Here is a 20,265-nt window from a genome sequence, read left to right as displayed (position 1 = left end):
TCCCTCCGCTCAGTTCACAACGGTGACCGGTACATCGGCATGCATGACCAGATTCTGGGTCGAGCTGCCAAAGAGCCGTTTCTTGAACCCATCCGCCGAGGCGCGCCCGACTACGATCTGGGTACCACCATTTTCAACCGTGATCGCGTTCAGCGTTTCAGCCACGTCACCATGGCGTACAATGCCATGGGCCGTAAAACCGGCCGCGTTCAAAGCTTCCACCGCAGGGGTGACGATCCGTGTCGAGGCCAATTCGACCTCTTCCTCGCGCCGCTTATGGCGCAGGGCATTTTCTTCAGGTGTCTGAAAAGTAAATGGGGACCATTCGATCACATAAACCACAAGCAACTCGCATGAACCGATGCGCCCTGCCAAATCCTTGGCAAAAGCGATCGCGCGCTCCCCGGTCTCTGTCCCGTCCAGTCCAATGACAATTTTTGTTGTCATGTCGGTTCTCCAATTTTTTTCGTTGGGTCGAGGCCCGTGCCCTCGACAAGACAGCCAAACTTGGAACACATTGACGCAGCTGTCTTCAGATAAGTATCAGGAATAATCACTAGGAATTGGGGATTATTTTAGTCTATATTCAGTGAAAAATGTCGTCTTGCACTAAAATTTCAGGGATTTTTACTGATCGATAGAGAATTGGACAAAATAGACCAACGCATCCTGCAAGAGCTGGAAATCAACGGAAGGTTGTCGATCGTCGATCTTGCGGCACGTGTCAACCTGACCAATACCCCCTGTTCCGAGCGGGTCAAGCGCTTGGAAAAAAACGGGTACATCAAAGGCTATTGTGCCATCGTCGATAAAGAGCGAATGGGGCTAGCCTTGGTCACCGTTGTGCAGGTTTCACTGGCCGCGACGGCTGAGCAATCTCTTGGCAGGTTCAATGACGCTGTCCGCAATATTCCAGAAATTGAAAGCTGCTTAATGGTGGCGGGATCGTTTGACTATCTCCTGACAGTCCGCACGCGGGATATCACGCACTTCCGCGATATCCTCGGTGAGAAAATAAATAAGCTGCCTGGAATTCACCAGACCAGCTCATTTACTGTAATGGAGATCGTAAAAAGCCCTGTCGCTTGACAAGTGACCTGTCTGCCAGGAGGCAGCATGCACGTTGAGGCAAGTTCATCAGCCCGGATCTGTGTTATAAATCAAACGTTCGTCACAGGGCGCAATACGCAGGATATTAGTGGTTCCGGGTACGTTGAACGGCACCCCAGCGGTGACCACAATCTGATCGGTCTCGGTCGCAAACCCAGCAGCGCGGGCCGTTCGAGCAGCATTGACAACGGCACCCTTAAAGCGCTCAAGCTCGGGCGTCATCACGCAATGGCAACCCCAGCTCAGGCACAGGCGCCGCGCGGTTCCGGTGGCGGGCGTCATGGCGATGATCGGCACACCGGGACGTTCCCGCGCGGTCAACAGCGCCGTTGTGCCGCTTTGGGTAAAGCAACAAATGGCTTTGATGTCTGTCTTTTCAGCAATCTCACGCGCAGCTGCCACGATCCCGTCAGCAATTGTGGTGCCCTTTGCGGTGCGCGAGGCAGCGATGATCTGGGTGTAGGTCGGATCGGCCTCGACCTCGATAGCGACCTTGTTCATGGTTTGCACGGCCTCTATCGGATACGATCCCGCTGCCGACTCAGCGCTGAGCATGATGGCATCAGTGCCTTCATAAATCGCTGTCGCGACGTCCGAAACCTCGGCTCGCGTTGGCATCGGGCTTTCGATCATACTCTCCAACATCTGAGTGGCCACGATCACCGGCTTGGCTGCCGCGCGGCACCGCCTGACCAGACGTTTCTGGATCGGAGGCACCGCAGAGATCGGCAATTCAACCCCCAGGTCACCTCGCGCCACCATGATCCCGTCCGAGGCATCGAGTATTTCATCAAATGCCTCAACTGCCGCCGGTTTTTCGATCTTGGACAGGATTGAGGCCCGGCCATCAGCCAGTGCGCGGGCCTCAAAGACGTCCTTGGCGCGCTGAACAAAGCTCAACCCCAGCCAGTCAACGCCCAATTTACAGACAAACTCCAGATCATCGCGATCTTTTTCAGACAGCGCGGCCAACGGAAGAACCACATCGGGGACGTTCACACCTTTCCGGTTCGATATCGTGCCTCCGACCTCCACCGTGCAATTGGCGAATTCCTTGCCACAATCTTGAACGATCAGGCGGATTTTGCCGTCATTGACCAACAACCGCGCGCCCGGTTCAAGTGCGGCAAAAATCTCGGGATGCGGCAGACAAACGCGGCCTCTGTCCCCCGGTGTAGCGTCAAGGTCCAGACGGAAGGCTGCGCCCTCTTCCAGTTCTTCGGCGTCATTGGCGAACTCACCCACGCGCAGTTTGGGCCCTTGCAGGTCAGCCAGAATCGCAATCGGGCTTTCCAGATCCTTTTCCACCTGTCGGATGATCCGGTGACGTTCGCGAATCTCATCATGGCTGCCGTGGCTCATGTTCAGACGAAACACATCTGCCCCGGCCTCGTGCAGCGCACGGATGGTGTCATAATCATTGGACGCCGGTCCCAGCGTCGCCACGATTTTTACATTTCTCAGGCGTCGCATTGGTATTTCTCTCCTCACGTCTTCTGTCTGAATCGCACAAATGTTACCGCAAACATTGCATCAGGCTGCTTATTGCGCAATTCCCTTTCCGAAGCAACTGCCCTACACCTGCGGCAAACTAGATGACAGGCTTATGACGTATTCCCCGTTTTTTATCCACGGCGCTGATCGCCCCTCGCGCTGGCTGATCACATGTGACCACGCAACCAACACGGTGCCCCCCGAAATCAACGGCGGAGACCTCGGCCTGCCGCGCGAGGATATGGAGCGTCACATCGCCTATGACGTGGGCGCGTATGAGGTGTCAAAGCTATTGGGAGAGATCCTGAACGCGCCAGTTATTGCTGCCAATTTCTCACGTCTGGTGATTGATCCCAACCGGGGTGAGGATGACCCCACCCTGCTGATGAAGCTGTATGACGGTTCGATCATCCCCGGCAACCGCCACGCAGACGCGTCTGAGCGTGAACGGCGCCTGAACATGTGCTACCGCCCCTATCACGAGGCGCTGGAACGTATGGCGGGCCTGCCGCATGCGGTGATCGTGTCGATGCACTCCTTCACCCGCCAACTGCGTGGCCGCGACCCACGCCCATGGCATATCGGAGTGCTGCACACTCCGGATGAACGGTTCTCGCGCCCGTTGATCGACCGTCTTGGGGCCGAAGCAGACCTGTGTGTTGGTGTCAACGAGCCCTATACTGGCGTGCTGCCCGGTGACGCAATTGATCGGCACTGCACAACGCATGGTCGCCCTAACGCCTTGATCGAGCTGCGTAATGATCTGATCGCGGACAATGCCGGACAGCGTGAATGGGCAGAGCGTTTGGCCATAATCCTGCAGGACGCTTTGGGCGAAAGCGGTCTTTGACGTCAGGTCAAATAAGGTCGATTCCGGGTCTCACGTTATTGTGAGGGTATCCCGAGCCCCCATATATTAAGGGAAAGGAGACGACCATGACTCAGGAATTCCTGACGACCGTCTTCGGCTGGATGACGGTCCTTAACCTCGCCCTTCTGGTGTTCACTACTCTGATGATCGTTGTTTCACAGGACTGGGCTGCCAAGATACACGGCCGGATGTTCCAGATGGAGCCTGGCGATGCGAAAAGGGCCTATTTCCGGTATCTGGCCAACTACAAGATACTGACCATCGTATTCTGCCTGATGCCGTGGCTGGCCCTGAAGCTGGCTTAAAACCGAAATCGATCGCTGGGAAGGGCCTGCTGGCCCTTCCTGTTTATTGTAACGACGCCTTCGGATTGTTAGGTCAGGCAAACGACACGCATTGGGAGCCCGACAATGGACAAGCAAACCGAAATCGAACTTCAGGCCGCCGCGTTCCGCCGGTTGCAAAAGCACCTGATGGAAGACCGCACTGACGTTCAGAACATCGACATGATGAATCTGGCCGGGTTCTGCCGCAACTGCCTGTCGCGCTGGTATCAGGAAGCCGCCAATGAAAAGGGCATCGAAATGGGCAAGGACGAAGCCCGCCAGATTTTCTACGGCATGACCATGGATGAGTGGAAGGCGAACTATCAGACCGACGCCAGCCCTGAAAAACAGGCCGCCTTCAAGGTCGCGTTTGAAGAGAATGTTGGGAAAAAAGACTAATCACCTAAAACGAAAAAGGCCCGCCAATCCGGCGGGCCTTTGCTTTAGATCGCTGCCTTGCGGCTTTCGTCCAGATAAATCTCACGCAGCCGTTTGGCGATCGGGCCCGGCGTGCCATCCCCCAGCGTTACACCGTCAATTTCAACCACCGGCATGACAAAGGCACTGGCCGAGGTGGTAAAGGCTTCGTCCGCCTCTTTCGCTTCGTCGATGGTGAACAGGCGTTCTTCGACTTCCATCTGCGCCTCAGCCGCCATGCGCAGCACGGCTTTACGCGTGATGCCGTGCAGAATGTCCGTCGACAGCGGGCGGGTGACGATCTTGCCGTCTTTCACGTAGTAGGCGTTGTTGCTGGTGCCTTCGGTGACATAGCCGTCTTCGATCAGCCATGCATCGTCGCAGCCCGCTTTCTTGGCCATCATCTTACCCATCGACGGGTACAGCAGCTGAACAGTCTTGATATCGCGGCGACCCCAGCGGATATCCTCGATCGAGATGATCTTGGCGCCCATTTTCGCCGCCGGGCTGTCGGCCAGGCCCGGCTTGTTCTGCGTGAACAGAACCAGACTGGGCTTGGTGTCCGCCGACGGGAACACGAAATCCCGGTCGCCATCCGATCCACGGCTGACCTGCAGGTACACAAGCCCTTCTTCGATGCCGTTCAGCTCAACCAGCTTGCGGTGAATCTCGAGCAGCTCATCCTTGGTGCAAGGTTCGGCCATCTCCAACTCGTCCAGAGACCGCTTGAGGCGCACGGCATGGCCTTCAAAATCGATCAGCTTTCCATCCAGAACGCTGGTGACCTCGTAAACGGCATCCGCGAACAGGAAACCACGGTCAAAAATGGAAACCTTGGCTTCGGTTTCAGGCAGGTATTCGCCATTCACGTAAACGGTGCGGGTCATGTCATATCCTTTTCGTCTCAGGGCTTCGCCCGTTCCTTTCTGAAAATGATCCACCGGATCATTTTCCGGGCGTTCGTCACCCCCAGAGCGCCGCCAAAGGCGGATGCACTCCGGCATCATCAAAATTCAGCGGGTTGTCGCGGTCTTCGGCCAACAGAAGCGGGCCGTCAAGGTCTGTTACCATCGCACCCTGCGCCAGCAGTGTCGCGGGCGCCATAGCCAGCGAACTGCCGACCATGCATCCGACCATAACTTTGTAACCCTCGGCCAGCGCCTGTTCACGCAGGGCCAGCGCCTCGGTCAAACCGCCGGTCTTGTCGAGCTTGATGTTTACCACGTCATACTTGCCCTTCATCGTGGGCAGGCTACTGCGGTCATGGCACGATTCATCGGCACACACCGGCACCGGGCGATCCATCCCGATCAGAGCGTCATCTTCCCCGGCTGGCAGAGGCTGTTCGACCAGCGCAACTCCCAGCCGCACCAGATGCGGTGCCAGATCGGCATAGACTTCCGCCGACCAGCCCTCATTGGCGTCGACGATGATCTTGGCGTCAGGGGCACCTGCGCGTACGGCTTCCAGACGAGGCATGTCGTCTGGCGTGCCCAGCTTGATCTTCAACAGCGGACGATACGCGTTCTCAGCCGCCTGTGCCTGCATCTTTTCCGGCGTGTCCAGCGACAAGGTGTAGGCGGTGATCTCTGGGCCGGGCGCGGGCAGTCCGGCCAGTTCCCATGCACGTTTTCCGGCGCGCTTCGCCTCAAGATCCCACAGCGCACAGTCTACCGCATTGCGGGCGGCACCAGCGGGCAACAGATCCATCAACTGCGCTCGATCAAACGTCTGGGGCAAACCGGCAATTTCGGCCTCGACCGACTCCAGCGTCTCATTATACCGCGCGTAGGGCACACATTCGCCCCACCCCTGATGCGCGCCATCCGATACACGTACAGTCAGCACATTCGCTTCGGTCCTAGACCCGCGCGAGATCGTAAAGACCTGAGCCAACCGGAATACATCACGAGAGACGTCAATCTGCACGCGCCCACTCCTTTATTCATTCAAGATTTCCCCGCCAGAGAGTCCTCTGGCGGGGTCTATTGATCACAACGCAGCCAGCGCGTCGACCAGTTTGCCCGGACCAAAGCGGAACGGATCAGTGGCGGGTAGACCCATATCGGCCTCGACCTTCGCCAGATAGGCGATGGCGTCCTCTTCGCTCATGTGCTGTGTGTTGACCGAGACACCCACGACCTGACAATCAGGGTTTGCAACCTTGGCAAGTGCCAGCGCGGTGTCGCGCAGGTTTTCAAGCGTCGGCAAAGTATAGGTCGGCAGACCGCGCATATGCTCACGGGTGGGTTCGTGGCTCAGGATCAGTGCGTCCGGCTGGCCGCCGTGGATTAGCGCCATGGTCACACCGGAGTAGGACACGTGGAACAGCGATCCCTGCCCTTCGATCAAGTCCCAGTGGTCGTCGTCATTGTCGGGTGTCAGCCATTCGACCGATCCGGCCATGAAGTCAGCGATCACGGCGTCCAGCGGCACACCGTCACCGGTGATCAGAATACCGGTCTGGCCGGTGGCACGGAAGGTGGATTTCATGCCACGCTTGCGCATTTCGGCATCCATCGCCATCGCCGTGTACATCTTGCCGACCGAGCAATCCGTGCCAACTGCCAGACACCGCTTGCCCTTGCGTTTGATGCCGTTTGCAATCGGGTACTCGACCTCGGGAACGCGCACATCATGCAGCTTGCGGCCCGTGGCCTCGGCAACCGCAACCAGATCGGGCTCGTCGCGCAGCAGGTTGTGCAGGCCAGACGCCAGATCAAAGCCTTCCTCCAGCGCCATCACTAGAACCTTTTTCCATTCCTGGCTGATCACGCCGCCGCGGTTGGCCACACCGATGACCAGAGTCTTAGCGCCCGCCTCTTTTGCTTCGGTCAGGGTCATGTCCGTCAGGCCCAGATCGGCCTTGCAGCCGTCCATCCGATATTGGCCCACAGCGTTTTCCGGGCGCCAGTCTTTGATGCCAACTGCCACTTTGGCCGCCAATTGGTCGGGCGCATCGCCCAAAAACAGCAGGTACGGTGTCTCGATCATTGCGGTTCACTCCTTTGATTCCGGCGCAGCCTATGGGACGCGCCTGACGAGTGCTTTGCGTTTTCGCCTGACATAGTTGCCATTGGTGGGAAATTTTCGCGCGAGTTCTTCATTTACTGAAATATTCTTTCAAGTTTTCACAGTGATTAAACTTTAATCACCAGTTTGATCGCTTTCCGCGGCAAATGCTGCGAACGCAATGCCGCACTTGCATAAAGACGCTTGCGCATAAGCACGCAATTTAATACCTCAATGAGCAGAAAAATTGTAATTTCATTTCTCGCACGAGGTCCAGATGAGCTTTCGCCTTCAACCCGCCGCCCCCGCCCGCCCCAACCGTTGCCAGCTGTTCGGGCCTGGATCGAACACCAAGCTGTTTCCGAAAATGGCCGCGTCAGCGGCAGACGTGATCAACCTTGATCTTGAGGACTCGGTGGCGCCGTCGGACAAGGACGCGGCCCGCGCCAATGTGATCGAGGCGCTGAACACCGTGGATTGGGGCAACAAGTACATGTCCGTGCGCATTAACGGACTGGACACATCCTATTGGTATCGCGACGTTGTGGATCTGCTGGAACAGGCTGGCGACCGTCTGGACCAGATCATGATCCCCAAGGTCGGCTGCGCCGAAGATGTCTATGCCGTGGACGCGCTGGTTACCGCCATCGAACGCGCCAAGGGCCGCACCAAGCCGGTATCCTTCGAAGTGATCATCGAATCTGCCGCAGGCATTGCCCATGTCGAGGAAATCGCGGCCTCGTCACCACGAATGCAGGCGATGAGTCTGGGTGCGGCGGATTTCGCGGCATCGATGGGCATGCAGACCACCGGCATCGGCGGAACGCAGGAAAACTATTACATGCTGCGCGAAGGCGAAAAGCACTGGTCCGATCCTTGGCATTGGGCACAAGCGGCCATCGTCGCCGCTTGCCGAACCCATGGCGTGCTGCCGGTGGACGGGCCGTTTGGTGACTTCTCGGATGATGAGGGATACATCGCACAGGCCAAACGCTCAGCCACGCTGGGTATGGTCGGCAAATGGGCGATCCATCCCAAGCAGATCGCACTGGCCAACGAGGTTTTTACCCCCTCGGACGAGGCTGTTTCGGAAGCGCGCGAAATCCTGGCGGCAATGGAACAGGCCAAGGCCAATGGCGAAGGCGCGACCGTCTACAAAGGGCGTCTGGTCGATATCGCGTCGATCAAACAGGCCGAAGTGATTGTGGCGCAAGCGGAACTGATCGCCGCTGGCTAATGGCCAAAAAAAGGCGCCCCGCGGGGCGCCTTCTTGTTACCGCCCGAAGATGTCGTTGGGCACCCAGGTGAGTTTTTCGCCTTGTTTGCCCGATTTCATCATCAGGCAAGAGGATCCCAATTTTTGAAAATAGATGATCTTCAACGGATACCAGCCCGCTTGGGGCACTTCTACTTCGGTACGTTGATTGGCTTCACAGCCTTGAATACCGGTTACGCGGCCAATCTGTTGACCACCAACCGAAGCCTCAATCCCGTCATTTGACCACGTTTCCAACTCGTAAATCCCCGGCGAGTCGAACCGCATATACCCAGTAACTTCGGCAGCAACGTTGTAAGCGCCGTCGAATGTCATGACGTCCTCACCCTTGCTGGTGTCCCTGTAATCCAACCCCCGCAACGGTGTTCCGGGTTGCGCTTGAGACAGCAGGCTTTTTGCCTGGCTCAGATCTCGGATCTTCTTGTGTTGATTGCCTGTACCATAGTATTTCACATTCAACCCGGCCTGCGGGCTGGGTTGTGGGTTTGCAGGTTGCAGCTTAAGCGGCGCTGACGCTACCGCTCCGGCAATCAATGCCATAGCTGCGGCAAGCGCACCGGCTTTGATTAGTTTCATGATCGTCTCCCTGTGACGGCATAAGAGGGGTTTGCCCCATTTTGGTTTTCCCATTGCTGTGACACTAGGATGTGAGGATTTTCCCCGCAAGACAGTTAAAATTCACAATTTCCCTGTCAGGCGCGCAAATCCTTGGGTGAATCCATCACCACGTAGGAGGTGATCGACGTCACATGCGGCAGGGTTCCCAGCACCTCTGTGTGAAAGGTTTTGTACTCGGCAAGATCAGCGCATTCCACACGCAGCAAGTATTCGATGGTGCCGGTGATATTGTGGCATTCGATCACTTCGGGCGCATGCTGCACGGCCCGTTCGAAACCTTCCTGCGCGGCTTTGGTATGCTCTCCCAATCCAACGCCGATGTACCCCACGAACCCTACGCCCAGTTCTTTCGGGCTTAATACCGCGCGGTAGCCGGTGATCACGCCAGCGCGCTCAAGTTCTTGCACGCGACGCAAGCAGGCCGAGGGCGACAGGCCAACGCGGTCCGCCAGTTCCAGGTTGCTGATACGGCCGTCACCTGTCAGCGCGCGCAATATTTGTTGATTTATGTGATCAATCTTCGCCATTAATTGTGTAATTACCCCAAACACGCACAAAAACGCAATTTCATTTGCTGTTTTGTCAGTGATTATCCCCGCCATGACCTATGACGTCCTTCTGGCCCTGATCGCCTTTGCTTTTGTCTCGTCCATCACGCCTGGGCCGAACAACCTGATGCTGATGGCCTCGGGGGCCAATTTCGGGTTTCGCCGAACCATCCCGCATATGTTGGGGATCGGGTTGGGGTTTACTGTCATGGTCCTGCTGGTCGGTGCCGGTTTGGTGCAGGTATTTGACCGATACCCGGTCAGCTACACGGTGCTGAAACTCGTCTCGGTCGTCTATCTACTGTATCTGGCGTGGAAGATCGCGCACTCGGCCCCGGCCAATGGCAAGATGGCCGAGGGTGATCCAATGACCTTTCTGCAAGCTGCCGCCTTTCAATGGGTCAATCCAAAGGCCTGGGCCATGGCCCTGACGGCTACTACGGCCTACACGCCAGATCACACGCTGCAAGCCATCATCATCGTGGCGCTGATATTCGGAGCGGTGAACCTGCCGTCGGTCAGCACCTGGACGGTGCTGGGGCAGCAGATGGCGCGGATTTTGACAAACCCGCGCCGGTTGGTGGTTTTCAACTGGACCATGGCGATGCTGCTGATCGCCTCGCTCTACCCGGTCCTGTGGCCAAACTGACCTATTTCAGCGGTAGGCAAATTTCGGTCAGCAGCTCTTCGGGTGCGGTGTTGCGCGGATCGTTCAGGTAGATCTCGTAGCACGGCTGGTCCGCGGGTTCCTCGCCTGACTCGGGCAGCCAGTTCCCGAACAGCGTGTGATACGCCGCGTGCAAACCGGAGTATGGGCCCTTGTAGGTCAGAATAGCTGTTTTGCCGCCTGGAATCTGCACGTCTTCCATACCCTCTGGTGTGTCACCACCTTTGAATTCGGCGCCTGCATAGCTGCGCAGTTGGTCTTGTGACACATCATCGGGGCTGTCCAGATAGACGCCGATGACTGGACCAAGTTGAGACCACAGGTTGCGGGATTCACACAAGGCACCAAATGCCTCAAACTTATTGCCGATCTCTGCGTAATCCCCTTTATGAGCCAAGGCGATTACGCGGCGGGCGGGTTCTGTACGGGTTGTAACGGGATGCATTGGATATTCTCCGATTCTCAATTTGCGATTAAGCACCAGCCAACGCCCGGATTTTCTAAAGGCCGCCGGGCTGGTGCTGTAGGCCTGCGAAAAGGCCCGCACAAAGGAATTCAGATTAGGATAACCCACCGCCGACGCGATCTCTGCCACGGACCGGTCGGTTTGCACCAGCCAACACGCGGCACGGTGCAACCGGATCCGGCGGACAGCTTGCGCACAGGTTTCGCCGGTAATCGCGCGAAACACACGATGCCAGTGAAACCGGGACATCGCAGCCACATCAGACAAGGCATCCAACGACAGATCCCCGGCGGGGTGATCGTGGATGTAAGTCAAGACGCGCAGAATGCGATCTTCGTAGCTGTTTGCCATCGGCAACCTTCCTTCTCTTTGCTTATCCGTGGTCGCATATTCCGCATCCACAAATCTTGCTGAGTTGCATCCCGCGCAACCTCAGGTCATATAGCAAAGAACTTCCGCGTTGAGAGGCGTCATGACCCAGTATCTGGATTTCGAAAAACCGCTGGCCGAGATTGAAGGCAAGGCCGAGGAATTGCGTGCGCTGGCCCGTGCCAACGAAGAGATGGACGTGGCCGAAGAAGCCGCTGCGCTGGACGCCAAGGCCGCAAAGCTTCTGGAAGAGCTTTATGGCGATCTGACCCCCTGGCGAAAATGCCAGGTGGCGCGCCATCCGGACCGCCCGCATTGCAAGGACTATGTCGAGGCGCTGTTTACCGAGTTCACCCCGCTGGCGGGCGATCGCAACTTTGCCGACGATCTGGCAGTTATCGGTGGTCTGGCACGGTTCAACGATCAGCCTGTTATGGTGATTGGTCATGAAAAGGGTTCGGACACCAAATCGCGGATCGAACGGAATTTCGGCATGGCCCGCCCCGAAGGGTATCGCAAGGCCGTGCGCCTGATGGAAATGGCCGGTCGCTTTGGCCTGCCCGTTATCACTCTGATCGACACGGCAGGCGCCTATCCCGGCAAGGGGGCCGAGGAACGCGGTCAGTCCGAGGCCATTGCCCGGTCGACCGAGATGTGCCTGAAGATCGGCGTGCCGCTGGTGTCGGTGATCATCGGCGAAGGCGGGTCCGGCGGGGCTGTGGCCTTTGCGACGGCGAACCGCGTCGCGATGCTGGAACATTCGGTCTATTCGGTGATCTCGCCGGAAGGCTGCGCCTCGATCCTGTGGAAAGATGCCGAAAAAATGCGCGAGGCCGCCGAGGCGCTGCGCCTGACCGCGCAGGACCTGCACAAGCTGGGCGTCTGCGATCTTATCATTCAGGAACCCAAAGGCGGTGCCCATCGCGACCGTCCTGCCACCGTCGAATCCGTTCGGGATGCTATCACCCTGATGCTGAAAGAACTGGACGGCAAAGACGCGGCGGCCCTGATTCAAGACCGCCGGCAGAAATTCCTCGATATCGGCTCGAAAGGGCTGGCGGCGTAAACCGTCAGCCCCCCAAGCCGCGCAGCAACGCAACCGAGGGTTCCCCGGTGACCGGCATGCCACTGGCGCGCTGATAGGCGCTGATGGCGGATTTGGTGTTGTTGCCGATCACCCCGTCCGCGCCCTGAGTATCATAGCCGGCCGATGTCAGTCGGCGCTGGAGCTCCTTGCGATCTTCCAGCGTCAAACCCGTTGCGTCTGGCCCGAATGAGGCCTGAAACGGCGCACCGCCTGCAATCCGGTCAGACAAATGTCCGACGCCAATCGCGTAGCTGTCCGAATTGTTATAGCGCTTGATGACCTGAAAATTGCGGAATACCGCGATACGTGGCCCCGGCTTTTGCGGCTGCAGAACTGCAACGGGCGAACCAGACACCGTCCCGGCCTCACCACCCCAGGGCTGTCCACGCACCCAACCCGCGCGTGCCAGATAGGCTGCGGTCGAGGCCAGCGAATCTGTCGGGTCCTCGGACCAGATATCGCGCCGCCCATCGGCGGTGAAATCCACCGCATAGGCCAGATAGGACGTCGGAATGAACTGCGTGTGTCCCATTGCTCCGGCCCAGCTGCCGGTCATGTTGGCGGGGCTTGTGTCGCCCTCTTGAATGATCCGCAAAGCTGCGATCAGTTGCTTTTCAAAGAACGCACCGCGCCGCCCGTCATAAGCCAAAGTCGACACTGCGGACACCACCGGCACATCCCCGCGCCGCGCGCCGTAGCGGCTTTCCAAGCCCCAGACGGCCACGATTACTTCTTTGTCGACGCCATATTTCGCTTCGATCTGCGACAGGGTGCCTGCATGGCGCACCAGCATCTGCTTGCCGGTTGCGATCCGCTCATCTGAGGCCGCGATGGCCAAATAGTCCTCGAGCGAACGTTTGAATTCGACTTGATTGCGGTCCCGCTCGATCACATCGGGCAGGTACCCCGCCCCCTGAAAAGCCAGGTTTAGGGTTGTCTGCGATATCCCCTGCGACGCCGCGCGGCCCTTGAAACCAGCAACCCATGCATCCCACCCGGCGTTGGGCACAGGCCGCATCCGTGACGCCGGGGTGCTGGTGGGGGTGCCTGTGGAACAGGCAGATAACAGGGCTGACCCGAGTCCCAAAGAAAATATCCGTCGATTGATCATAACTGAAAACTGCTCTTGTTGTGATTTGGTCCAGACTAGCCCAGACCCAATCCCCAAACCAGAACGACGACGTCAATCAGATGCAAAATTCGGGCTTCGGCAACAAGCCGCTCAGCTGACCAGCAACCTCAGTCCCTGAGTCACGTCCGAGCGGACGGCCAAACGCAATCCAGGCTCGTCACCGGCCTGCAAAGCGGCGATGATCAGTTTGTGGTTATGCGGCGGGTCGGTCCGCCGCAGTCGGCCGTACAGCGCACGCATGGTGGGACCAAGTTGCAGCCAGACTGTTTCTGCAATCGCGAGCATTGCCGGAGCCTGCGCCCGCAGATACAGAGTGCGGTGAAATTCTAGGTTTGAGCGAATATAGCCAACGGCATCACGTTTGGTGACCATCTCGGCCACGTTCATGTTGATGCTTTGCAGCCGGTCAATCAGCGCCATATGTGCACGCGGCAGGGCGCGGCTGGCAAGTTCGACCTCAAGCAGCGCACGAAGCGCAGCCAACTCTTCGATCCGGTCATTAGTCAGCTCAGGCGTCGAAACCCGGCCCGATGTGGATAGAAACAGCGCTCCCTCGGCTGCCAAGCGGCGCACGGCCTCGCGCGCGGGGGTCATCGAGACGCCAAATTCCTTACCGATCCCGCGCAGGGTCAGCGCCTGCCCCGGCGCCATTTCACCGTGCATGATACGTGCGCGAAGGATGCGATAGACCCGATCATGGGTGGCAGTATGGGATTCAGTGGGACGCGCTGACAACATATCCCCATGTGATCACAAATGAGCCCAGGGTCAACTCGCGGACGCATCAAATCTGTATTGATGCAGTTGCGCCCCGTTGTCGCGCAGCCAACGCCGCTGATCGCGATAGTCGCCGAAAATCTGCTCGACCTGCGCCCAAAAATCGGCCGAATGGTTCATCTCTACCAGATGCGCCACCTCATGCGCGGCGACATAATGCAGGATCTCAGGCGGCGCTAGGATCAACCGCCAGGAAAACATCAGACCGCCAGCGGAACTGCACGACCCCCAACGCGACCGTGTATCGCGCATGGTCAGGCTGGAATAGGACCGTCCCAGCATCGCCGCGTAATCATCGCAGGCGCCGGTCAGGCGATCACGCGCCAATTCCTTGAGAAATCGCGCCAGACGCCGTGCCTCGGCACCCTCGGGCACTGCAACCTCATCGCCCTGTAACAGAACGCGCCGCCCGCTGGCAGGCACGATTCGCCGCTCTGTGCCTTCGATCGGGATGGTTTGCCCGAACTGAACCACCGCAGGGTCAGGACGGTCCAGCAGGTGCTGACGTATCCACTCTTCCTTGGTGCGCGCAAAACTCAAGGCTTCGGCTTCTGGCACGCCTTGTGGATAGGTCAGCGTAACCCGGCCATCCAATTGGGAAATCCGCAAACTGATCCGCCGCGCTCGCGCCGATTTGCGCAACGTCAGTGGCACCGGTGGCGTCCCGGGCAGTGCGTGATCTCCCATATACCTGTTTCTCCTGCGCAAAGGCTTTGACAGTGCCCGCTGCATGTGGCACGTGACCTGAATCGTTGATACGACTCACCTGATATCAAGGGGATTTCACATGCCCAAGGAAGAATGGGGCGTAAAGCGCGTTTGCCCGACAACCGGTAAGCGGTTTTATGACCTGAACAAGGACCCGATCGTCAGCCCCTATACCGGCGAGATCGTGGAGCTTGAGACCGGCAAAAGCCGGATGATCGCCGCAGATGCGGAGGATGCCGCCTCGGCCAAAGCGCGTGAGAACGCGTCGGATGAAGATATCGTTCTGGATGATGACGACAATGTCGACGTCGAACTGGACGACGATCTGCTAGACGATGATGACGACGACAACGATAACGTCTCGTTGGACGATATCACCGACATGTCGTCGGAAGACGAAAACTAAAACCGGTCAGAGGCGGCCCCGCGTCGCCTCATGCCCACCCCGGACGCGGGTCGGAAACTTTTTGGCAAATTCCATTTTTGGTCTTGCGCTCACCGTCGCCGTCTCATAAACGTCCGTCCACTGCTTCGGCAGTACCTTGATGGGGCCTTAGCTCAGTTGGGAGAGCGCTTGCATGGCATGCAAGAGGTCAGGGGTTCGACTCCCCTAGGCTCCACCAAAACCTAACAAATGATCCGCAACGCATAGTTCTTCCTTTTTGGCAGCAGGATTTTCCTTTGGGGCCGAAGCGGAACTCAGAGCCCGAAGCCGCAATCGATCAAGCCGCGCGCATATGCAAGCGCGGCACGCCGCCAACCGCGCAAACCGGACATTTAATAGGAAGGTCCCAAAATCCTTGCTGCGCAAAAAGGCACACGGTCTAAAGCGATGGCCTGCTCTGGGTGCGCCCAACCCAATTCGCGATTACGCCCGCTTCTAGCGCGTGGTCGAACTGAGCCGCCTCATTTAAGTGGTCCAAATTGAAAGTTAGTGCTTGGTTGGCCTTTGATCTATCAGGACGAAGACATCCGGGGCTGGATTTGCACACGACGAAGTTTTTGACAAATAAATGAATCGCAATAACATAATGTGAGTTGTTGGTTCTCTGCCGTTTTCCACTGACAACCTTCGATGAAAATGAGGCGGCCATACTTTTTGCGGGGAAAGCAAGTCTTGTTCGTGGGTTAGGTCGATCAAAAAGGTGGAGTGTTGGTCTGGACTTTCAAACGCCGCAAAAGGTTCCTGAAAACGATCTCCAGGATTACCTAAAAGTTGTCGACGCATCATTGTGATTTTCAGGGTGATGAAACGGTGCCCCTAAAGTCTGAGCTACCCATAAGAATAGGAAGCTATTCGGAATAGCCCAAGGCGCGTTGTGTCCTGCACGGTATATAGACCGTTAAAAGGGCGCAATTTCTTAACTTTGATGCTTTTCCTGAGAAGGAGACTAACATGATCAAACCTCACCAAGTTGCCACGCCTTTGGCTGCTTTCTTTTGTACTTTTGCGAACTCCGCGACGGCTCAGGATTTCGATCCGACATCGCTATCGACATACGGGAGCAAACCCAACATCATTCTGATCGTTTCTGACGATACTGGTTATTGGGACCTTGGTGCCTATCATGGTGGCGCAGCGCGTGGCATGGACACCCCCAACCTTGATCAAATGGCCAAGCAGGGGATGATGTTCACGGATTTCTACGCTCAATCTTCCTGCACACCCGGACGTGCAGCAATGCAGACCGGGCGTTACCCGAACCGTTCAGGCATGACGACGGTTGCTTTTCAGGGTCAAGGTGGTGGACTGCCGGCGGCAGAATGGACGATTGCGTCTGTTTTGAAACAGGCTGACTACAACACTTACTTCATGGGTAAGTGGCATCTCGGTGAAGCGGATTATGCCATGCCAATTGCCCATGGCTATGACAAGATGGAGAATACATTCCTCTATCACCTGAACGCGTATACTTATGCTCTGGACGACTGGAATGTGCAGATGTCCGACGATCAGAGGGCATTTTACAAAGAGAACACCACTGGCGTATTTGAAGGTGTAGCTGGTGAACCTGCCAAAGAAGTGCTGACCATTGAAGACATGACAACCGCAGATCTAGCTGCGTTGGACAAGGTTGGTGCAGAAAAGGCAGTGGCGGAACTGGAGCGTCTTGCTGGTCTGGACAAACCGTTCTTCATGTCGATCAACTGGGCTGCAAACCACCAGCCTAACCTGCCGTCGCCTGATTTCGTGGGTAAGTCAGCGGTAAAGAACAAGTACGGCGACAAGGTGGTCGAGCTTGATTTCCACACTGGTCAAATCCTCGACAAGGTGGAAGATCTTGGAATTGGGGAAAGTACCCTGATCATTTACACTGTTGATAATGGCGCGTGGCAGGATGTTCATCCTGATGCCGGCATGACACCGTTTCGCGGAACTAAGGGAACCGACCGGGAAGGAGCGTACCGCGTACCGTTCTTCGCCAAATGGACAGGTAAAATTGCGCCGGATTCGAAGTCGAGCGACATTACCGGTGGTACTGACTTGATGGCCACCTTTGCGAGCCTTGCAGGAGTGCCGTTGCCGACCGAAGACCGGGAAGGTCAACCGACGATCTTTGACAGCATCGATATGGCTCCAGTCCTGTTTGGAGAGGCTGATCCGCAGCGCAACTCCTGGGCATATTTTACAGAAAATGAACTTTCGCCGGGCGCGGTGCGCGTTAACGAATGGAAAGCTGTCTTCAACATGCGTGGCGACAATGGTGCACGGGCCGGTTCTGAAGCCCCGGCAGCCGAATTGGGTTGGCGCGGTGCTGAAAAGTACGTTGCCACCGTTCCGCAGGTGTTCAACCTGTGGGAAGATCCCATGGAGCGGTATGACATCTTCATGACAACCGGGCGTGAGAACACTTGGACAGTTCCGACGCTGATGGGCGAACTTGAACGTGTGGTAAAAACCTACATTGAGTATCCGCCGCGTCCAGTTCAGAGCGAGTCATATTCTGGTCCGATTACTCTAACCGAGTATCACCGGTTCAAGACTGTGCGAGACCAGCTGGAAAAAGACGGGTTCTCGCTAAGCCTTCCAACCGGGAATTGATGCAAATGGTTGAGGCGTCGTTATGCGGCGCCTCGACACTTCGATGACACAGTCGAGTGGGGCAAGGAGTAGCAAGGTGCAGACCAATCTGAAGGCTTCAGGTACAAATGTAACTTCGACCCGGAATTTCCTTGCCAGGTTCTTCTTTAGCCTTTTCGTCTTTCTGGGAGTATCTACGGCAACAGGCAATCCTGTGGTTGCACAGGAGAGCGACGCGGCCTCAGCAGCAGCTCAGGCGAATAATCCGCTGGCAAATTTCAAAGCGGTCAACGTTCAGAACTATTATATTGGCGATATTTCCGGAACGGACCAAACTGGCAATCAGTTTTGGCTCAGGTATGCGCAACCTTTGAGCTTGGGGAACACAAATTGGGTTCTAAGGGCTTCTTTGCCTTTAAATTCATTCCCGGCACAAAGTGGGAAAACGACGGGCGTTGGTGACCTCAACGTTTTTGCCGCTTACCTTATAGATATTGGAAATCCGGCTGTTAGCTTTGGTCTCGGTCCTCAATTAACCGCGCCAACAGGTTCGACGGATGGGTCTGGATCTAAAAAATGGTCAGCCGGTATCGCGAACGTTTTGTTCAATGCGTCGTCACCGATATTCCAATACGGTTACCTTCTGACTTGGCAAGCCAGTTTTGCCGGAGACAGTGATGCAAAGGATGTAAATATCGGAGCTTTTCAACCTTTTCTGTTCTACCAACTCGGTGGAGGGACATACCTAAGGTCAGCGCCAATAATGACCTACGATTTTGAATCGGACGGCTATAATGTGCCAATCGGCTTGGGTATCGGGCAAGTGTTCAAAAAGAAGGACATCACCTACAACGTTTTTGTCGAACCGCAGTACTCAGTTGCGAGCAAAGGGCCAGGGCAGGCAAAATGGCAGATCTTTGCTGGCTTCAATACTCAATTTTGACGCTGAACTTTGATTGCAAACAACCGTGTAGGTGCGTGAAATGCAATCGCATTGAGACTGATGTTTCAAGTGTCGACTGAACGACAAGAAGTATGACAATAGCAGTTTTCCTTATTTTAGCTCCAGCCTGTCTCTTGGTTCTTTTGGCAGCACCTTTCACGAAAACGGCGCTTTGGCGAGCCACCGTCACACCATTAACAGTATTAGGAGCGCTATGGCGATTGCGGCGGCTCTCCCAAATTCTCTTGCCTACAACGATGCTGAAACTAGAAAACCGCTCCCCATGATCGACGCCAACTCGGCTAAGTCGAGTGCTTTGCAGCGATGGTGTCAAAAATACAAAGCCTGGCTGAGGCGGTTTGACGAACTTTGCATAGCCCGCTTTCTGCGCAATGCGGCCGTTTTTGAGCGACGAAGCATTCGCCACTAAGGGCTCGCTGCCGCCTTCGCTACTTTTTGCATCAATGACCGGTCGCAGCCCAAACCGGACCTTCATTACGAGCTCTACATCCTCCGAGGTGCGGAGCAAACCGCCGTTCGCTTTCATCAGCGCAATGCCTGCATCCGGTAAGCGGTATTCTCTCAGGAAAGGCTCAACTACTTGGGAAACAGCAAGGTGGCTACAAATCTCATGCCCCAACCGTCGGGCCCACTATCGGGGCCGTCGGCCCAGTAGCGTACCCCCCCGCCCACGCTGATAAGTTGATCCCCGAGTTGGGTACTTTGGTGACAACACCGTTGATTGGCACAGACCATTGATCGGTTTCCCAGCTGTAGGTGGACTCAGTGTTTAAAGTGAACGTCCACGCGTTCGAATTTGTGTAGGAAATAAATGGCTGTAAGAACGTCTGGTTGATGTCGGTATCACTATCAATGTCCCAGATGTGATTTGTCAGGCCACCATATGTCCACGGACCCTGCTGTTTGAGTGCCACGCCGGTAACTCCAGCACCCCACTCTCCGAGACCTAAGCTGTTATCTGTCGACGTTGGCAGCAGAAAAACGGGGCCAGCCCCCCAGATCCAACCGCCCGCACTTGGTTTTTTGGGCGAAAGAAATAAGTTTTGAACAGTATCTCCTAGCCCAGTCTCGGATCCAGAACCCGGTAGGCCACCATCTATGGAGGCAATTGGAAGAATTGTTCGGGATATGAGGTTCTAATCATCCGTAAGATCAAAGGGAACAACCGGTTGTACGTTTAATATCCAACGCGAACCATTTCTGTCGGCACCCAAATTCTGATCATAGTTCAGCTGGAATGGTACACTAATGAGAGCGGCCACGGGGTTAGCAAGTTGCTTTGCTAGTTCTTCTTCCTGGGACTCTGCCCACGCAGTACCAGAAAGGGCACCAATCCCAGCAAATATGGAGCAGCGTAGCAACCTGAGGTTCATAGGCGGTCTCCTCTTAGCAGGCCGTTTT

Annotated in this window: 22 protein-coding genes and 1 tRNA gene; 11 read left to right on the top strand and 12 right to left on the bottom strand. The window is 56.4% G+C overall.

What is annotated here, in order from left to right:
• Positions 1–9: 9 nt before the first annotated feature.
• Positions 10–447 carry a universal stress protein gene (locus GOX21_RS11770; protein WP_170359925.1) on the bottom strand — a complete coding sequence of 146 codons (438 nt, stop codon included), beginning with the start codon at positions 445–447 and terminating at the stop codon, positions 10–12.
• A gap of 198 nt (positions 448–645) precedes the next feature.
• On the opposite strand from GOX21_RS11770, the gene GOX21_RS11765 reads away from it, so the two are divergent.
• Complete coding sequence (locus tag GOX21_RS11765; protein WP_174818870.1) at positions 646–1,089, top strand: Lrp/AsnC family transcriptional regulator; 444 nt, start codon at positions 646–648, stop codon at positions 1,087–1,089.
• Positions 1,090–1,137: 48 nt separating this feature from the next.
• Here the strand turns inward: GOX21_RS11765 and pyk are convergent, their stop codons facing one another.
• Positions 1,138–2,583 carry a pyruvate kinase gene (gene pyk / locus GOX21_RS11760; protein ID WP_170377410.1) on the bottom strand — a complete coding sequence of 482 codons (1,446 nt, stop codon included), beginning with the start codon at positions 2,581–2,583 and terminating at the stop codon, positions 1,138–1,140.
• A 133-nt stretch (positions 2,584–2,716) separates the two neighbouring features.
• On the opposite strand from pyk, the gene GOX21_RS11755 reads away from it, so the two are divergent.
• The 3 genes from GOX21_RS11755 (at position 2,717) to GOX21_RS11745 (ending at position 4,200) form a co-directional block, all read left to right on the top strand.
• Positions 2,717–3,454, top strand: a complete 738-nt coding sequence (locus GOX21_RS11755) for an N-formylglutamate amidohydrolase (RefSeq protein ID WP_170377408.1) — start codon at positions 2,717–2,719, stop codon at positions 3,452–3,454.
• An 86-nt stretch (positions 3,455–3,540) separates the two neighbouring features.
• Positions 3,541–3,780 (top strand): DUF6868 family protein, encoded by a 240-nt coding sequence (locus GOX21_RS11750; protein ID WP_170359919.1) that lies wholly within the window; start codon positions 3,541–3,543, stop codon positions 3,778–3,780.
• 105 nt (positions 3,781–3,885) lie between these two features.
• On the top strand, positions 3,886–4,200 hold the full coding sequence (locus GOX21_RS11745; protein WP_170377405.1) for a DUF1244 domain-containing protein: 315 nt from the start codon (positions 3,886–3,888) through the stop codon (positions 4,198–4,200).
• 44 nt (positions 4,201–4,244) lie between these two features.
• Here the strand turns inward: GOX21_RS11745 and GOX21_RS11740 are convergent, their stop codons facing one another.
• The 3 genes from GOX21_RS11740 to dgcN all read right to left on the bottom strand — a co-directional run bounded on the left by GOX21_RS11740 (position 4,245) and on the right by dgcN (position 7,212).
• Positions 4,245–5,105, bottom strand: coding sequence for a D-amino-acid transaminase (locus GOX21_RS11740; RefSeq protein ID WP_170377403.1), 861 nt, complete (start codon positions 5,103–5,105; stop codon positions 4,245–4,247).
• Positions 5,106–5,181: 76 nt separating this feature from the next.
• Positions 5,182–6,147, bottom strand: coding sequence for an N-acetyl-D-Glu racemase DgcA (gene dgcA, locus GOX21_RS11735; RefSeq protein WP_170377401.1), 966 nt, complete (start codon positions 6,145–6,147; stop codon positions 5,182–5,184).
• A gap of 63 nt (positions 6,148–6,210) precedes the next feature.
• Positions 6,211–7,212 carry an N-acetyltransferase DgcN gene (gene dgcN / locus GOX21_RS11730; RefSeq protein ID WP_170350288.1) on the bottom strand — a complete coding sequence of 334 codons (1,002 nt, stop codon included), beginning with the start codon at positions 7,210–7,212 and terminating at the stop codon, positions 6,211–6,213.
• 295 nt (positions 7,213–7,507) lie between these two features.
• Between dgcN and GOX21_RS11725 the strand changes: the two genes are divergently transcribed.
• Positions 7,508–8,467 (top strand): L-malyl-CoA/beta-methylmalyl-CoA lyase, encoded by a 960-nt coding sequence (locus GOX21_RS11725; RefSeq protein ID WP_170377399.1) that lies wholly within the window; start codon positions 7,508–7,510, stop codon positions 8,465–8,467.
• A 36-nt stretch (positions 8,468–8,503) separates the two neighbouring features.
• Here GOX21_RS11725 and GOX21_RS11720 read toward each other — a convergent pair whose 3' ends face one another.
• Together GOX21_RS11720 and GOX21_RS11715 are read right to left on the bottom strand one after the other, a co-directional pair.
• Positions 8,504–9,082, bottom strand: a complete 579-nt coding sequence (locus GOX21_RS11720; RefSeq protein ID WP_170359905.1) for a PA14 domain-containing protein — start codon at positions 9,080–9,082, stop codon at positions 8,504–8,506.
• Positions 9,083–9,198: 116 nt separating this feature from the next.
• Positions 9,199–9,651 (bottom strand): Lrp/AsnC family transcriptional regulator, encoded by a 453-nt coding sequence (locus GOX21_RS11715; protein WP_170350285.1) that lies wholly within the window; start codon positions 9,649–9,651, stop codon positions 9,199–9,201.
• A 73-nt stretch (positions 9,652–9,724) separates the two neighbouring features.
• Between GOX21_RS11715 and GOX21_RS11710 the strand changes: the two genes are divergently transcribed.
• Positions 9,725–10,321: a LysE family translocator gene (locus tag GOX21_RS11710; protein WP_170377397.1), complete on the top strand. Its 597-nt coding sequence runs from the start codon at positions 9,725–9,727 to the stop codon at positions 10,319–10,321.
• A 1-nt stretch (position 10,322) separates the two neighbouring features.
• Here GOX21_RS11710 and GOX21_RS11705 read toward each other — a convergent pair whose 3' ends face one another.
• Entirely contained in the window at positions 10,323–11,156 is an 834-nt protein-coding gene (locus GOX21_RS11705) for an AraC family transcriptional regulator (protein ID WP_170377395.1), read from the bottom strand.
• Between the two features lie 121 nt (positions 11,157–11,277).
• Between GOX21_RS11705 and GOX21_RS11700 the strand changes: the two genes are divergently transcribed.
• Positions 11,278–12,240 (top strand): acetyl-CoA carboxylase carboxyltransferase subunit alpha, encoded by a 963-nt coding sequence (locus tag GOX21_RS11700; protein ID WP_170350282.1) that lies wholly within the window; start codon positions 11,278–11,280, stop codon positions 12,238–12,240.
• Between the two features lie 4 nt (positions 12,241–12,244).
• On the opposite strand, the gene GOX21_RS11695 is transcribed toward GOX21_RS11700, so the two are convergent.
• The 3 genes from GOX21_RS11695 to GOX21_RS11685 all read right to left on the bottom strand — a co-directional run bounded on the left by GOX21_RS11695 (position 12,245) and on the right by GOX21_RS11685 (position 14,857).
• Complete coding sequence (locus GOX21_RS11695) at positions 12,245–13,372, bottom strand: lytic murein transglycosylase (protein WP_170377393.1); 1,128 nt, start codon at positions 13,370–13,372, stop codon at positions 12,245–12,247.
• A gap of 111 nt (positions 13,373–13,483) precedes the next feature.
• On the bottom strand, positions 13,484–14,131 hold the full coding sequence (locus GOX21_RS11690) for a GntR family transcriptional regulator (RefSeq protein ID WP_170377391.1): 648 nt from the start codon (positions 14,129–14,131) through the stop codon (positions 13,484–13,486).
• A gap of 30 nt (positions 14,132–14,161) precedes the next feature.
• Positions 14,162–14,857, bottom strand: a complete 696-nt coding sequence (locus GOX21_RS11685) for a M48 family metallopeptidase (RefSeq protein WP_170377389.1) — start codon at positions 14,855–14,857, stop codon at positions 14,162–14,164.
• Positions 14,858–14,957: 100 nt separating this feature from the next.
• Between GOX21_RS11685 and GOX21_RS11680 the strand changes: the two genes are divergently transcribed.
• The 4 genes from GOX21_RS11680 to GOX21_RS11665 all read left to right on the top strand — a co-directional run bounded on the left by GOX21_RS11680 (position 14,958) and on the right by GOX21_RS11665 (position 18,843).
• Complete coding sequence (locus tag GOX21_RS11680) at positions 14,958–15,284, top strand: TIGR02300 family protein (RefSeq protein ID WP_170350278.1); 327 nt, start codon at positions 14,958–14,960, stop codon at positions 15,282–15,284.
• A 141-nt stretch (positions 15,285–15,425) separates the two neighbouring features.
• Positions 15,426–15,501: transfer RNA gene (locus GOX21_RS11675), tRNA-Ala, on the top strand.
• A 773-nt stretch (positions 15,502–16,274) separates the two neighbouring features.
• A complete protein-coding gene (locus GOX21_RS11670; RefSeq protein WP_170377387.1) occupies positions 16,275–17,921 on the top strand; it encodes an arylsulfatase in 1,647 nt (548 codons plus the stop codon).
• A gap of 76 nt (positions 17,922–17,997) precedes the next feature.
• Positions 17,998–18,843: a hypothetical protein gene (locus GOX21_RS11665; protein ID WP_217353040.1), complete on the top strand. Its 846-nt coding sequence runs from the start codon at positions 17,998–18,000 to the stop codon at positions 18,841–18,843.
• On the opposite strand, the gene GOX21_RS11660 is transcribed toward GOX21_RS11665, so the two are convergent.
• Complete coding sequence (locus GOX21_RS11660) at positions 18,827–19,390, bottom strand: hypothetical protein (protein ID WP_170377385.1); 564 nt, start codon at positions 19,388–19,390, stop codon at positions 18,827–18,829. The genes GOX21_RS11665 and GOX21_RS11660 overlap by 17 nt on opposite strands.
• Between the last annotated feature and the right edge of the window lie 875 nt (positions 19,391–20,265).

This window comes from Ruegeria atlantica, assembly GCF_013032005.1.
GTDB lineage: Bacteria > Pseudomonadota > Alphaproteobacteria > Rhodobacterales > Rhodobacteraceae > Ruegeria > Ruegeria atlantica_A.
The sequence above is the reverse complement of the archived record's forward strand: the minus strand, read 5'-3'. Positions and strand labels throughout refer to the sequence as shown.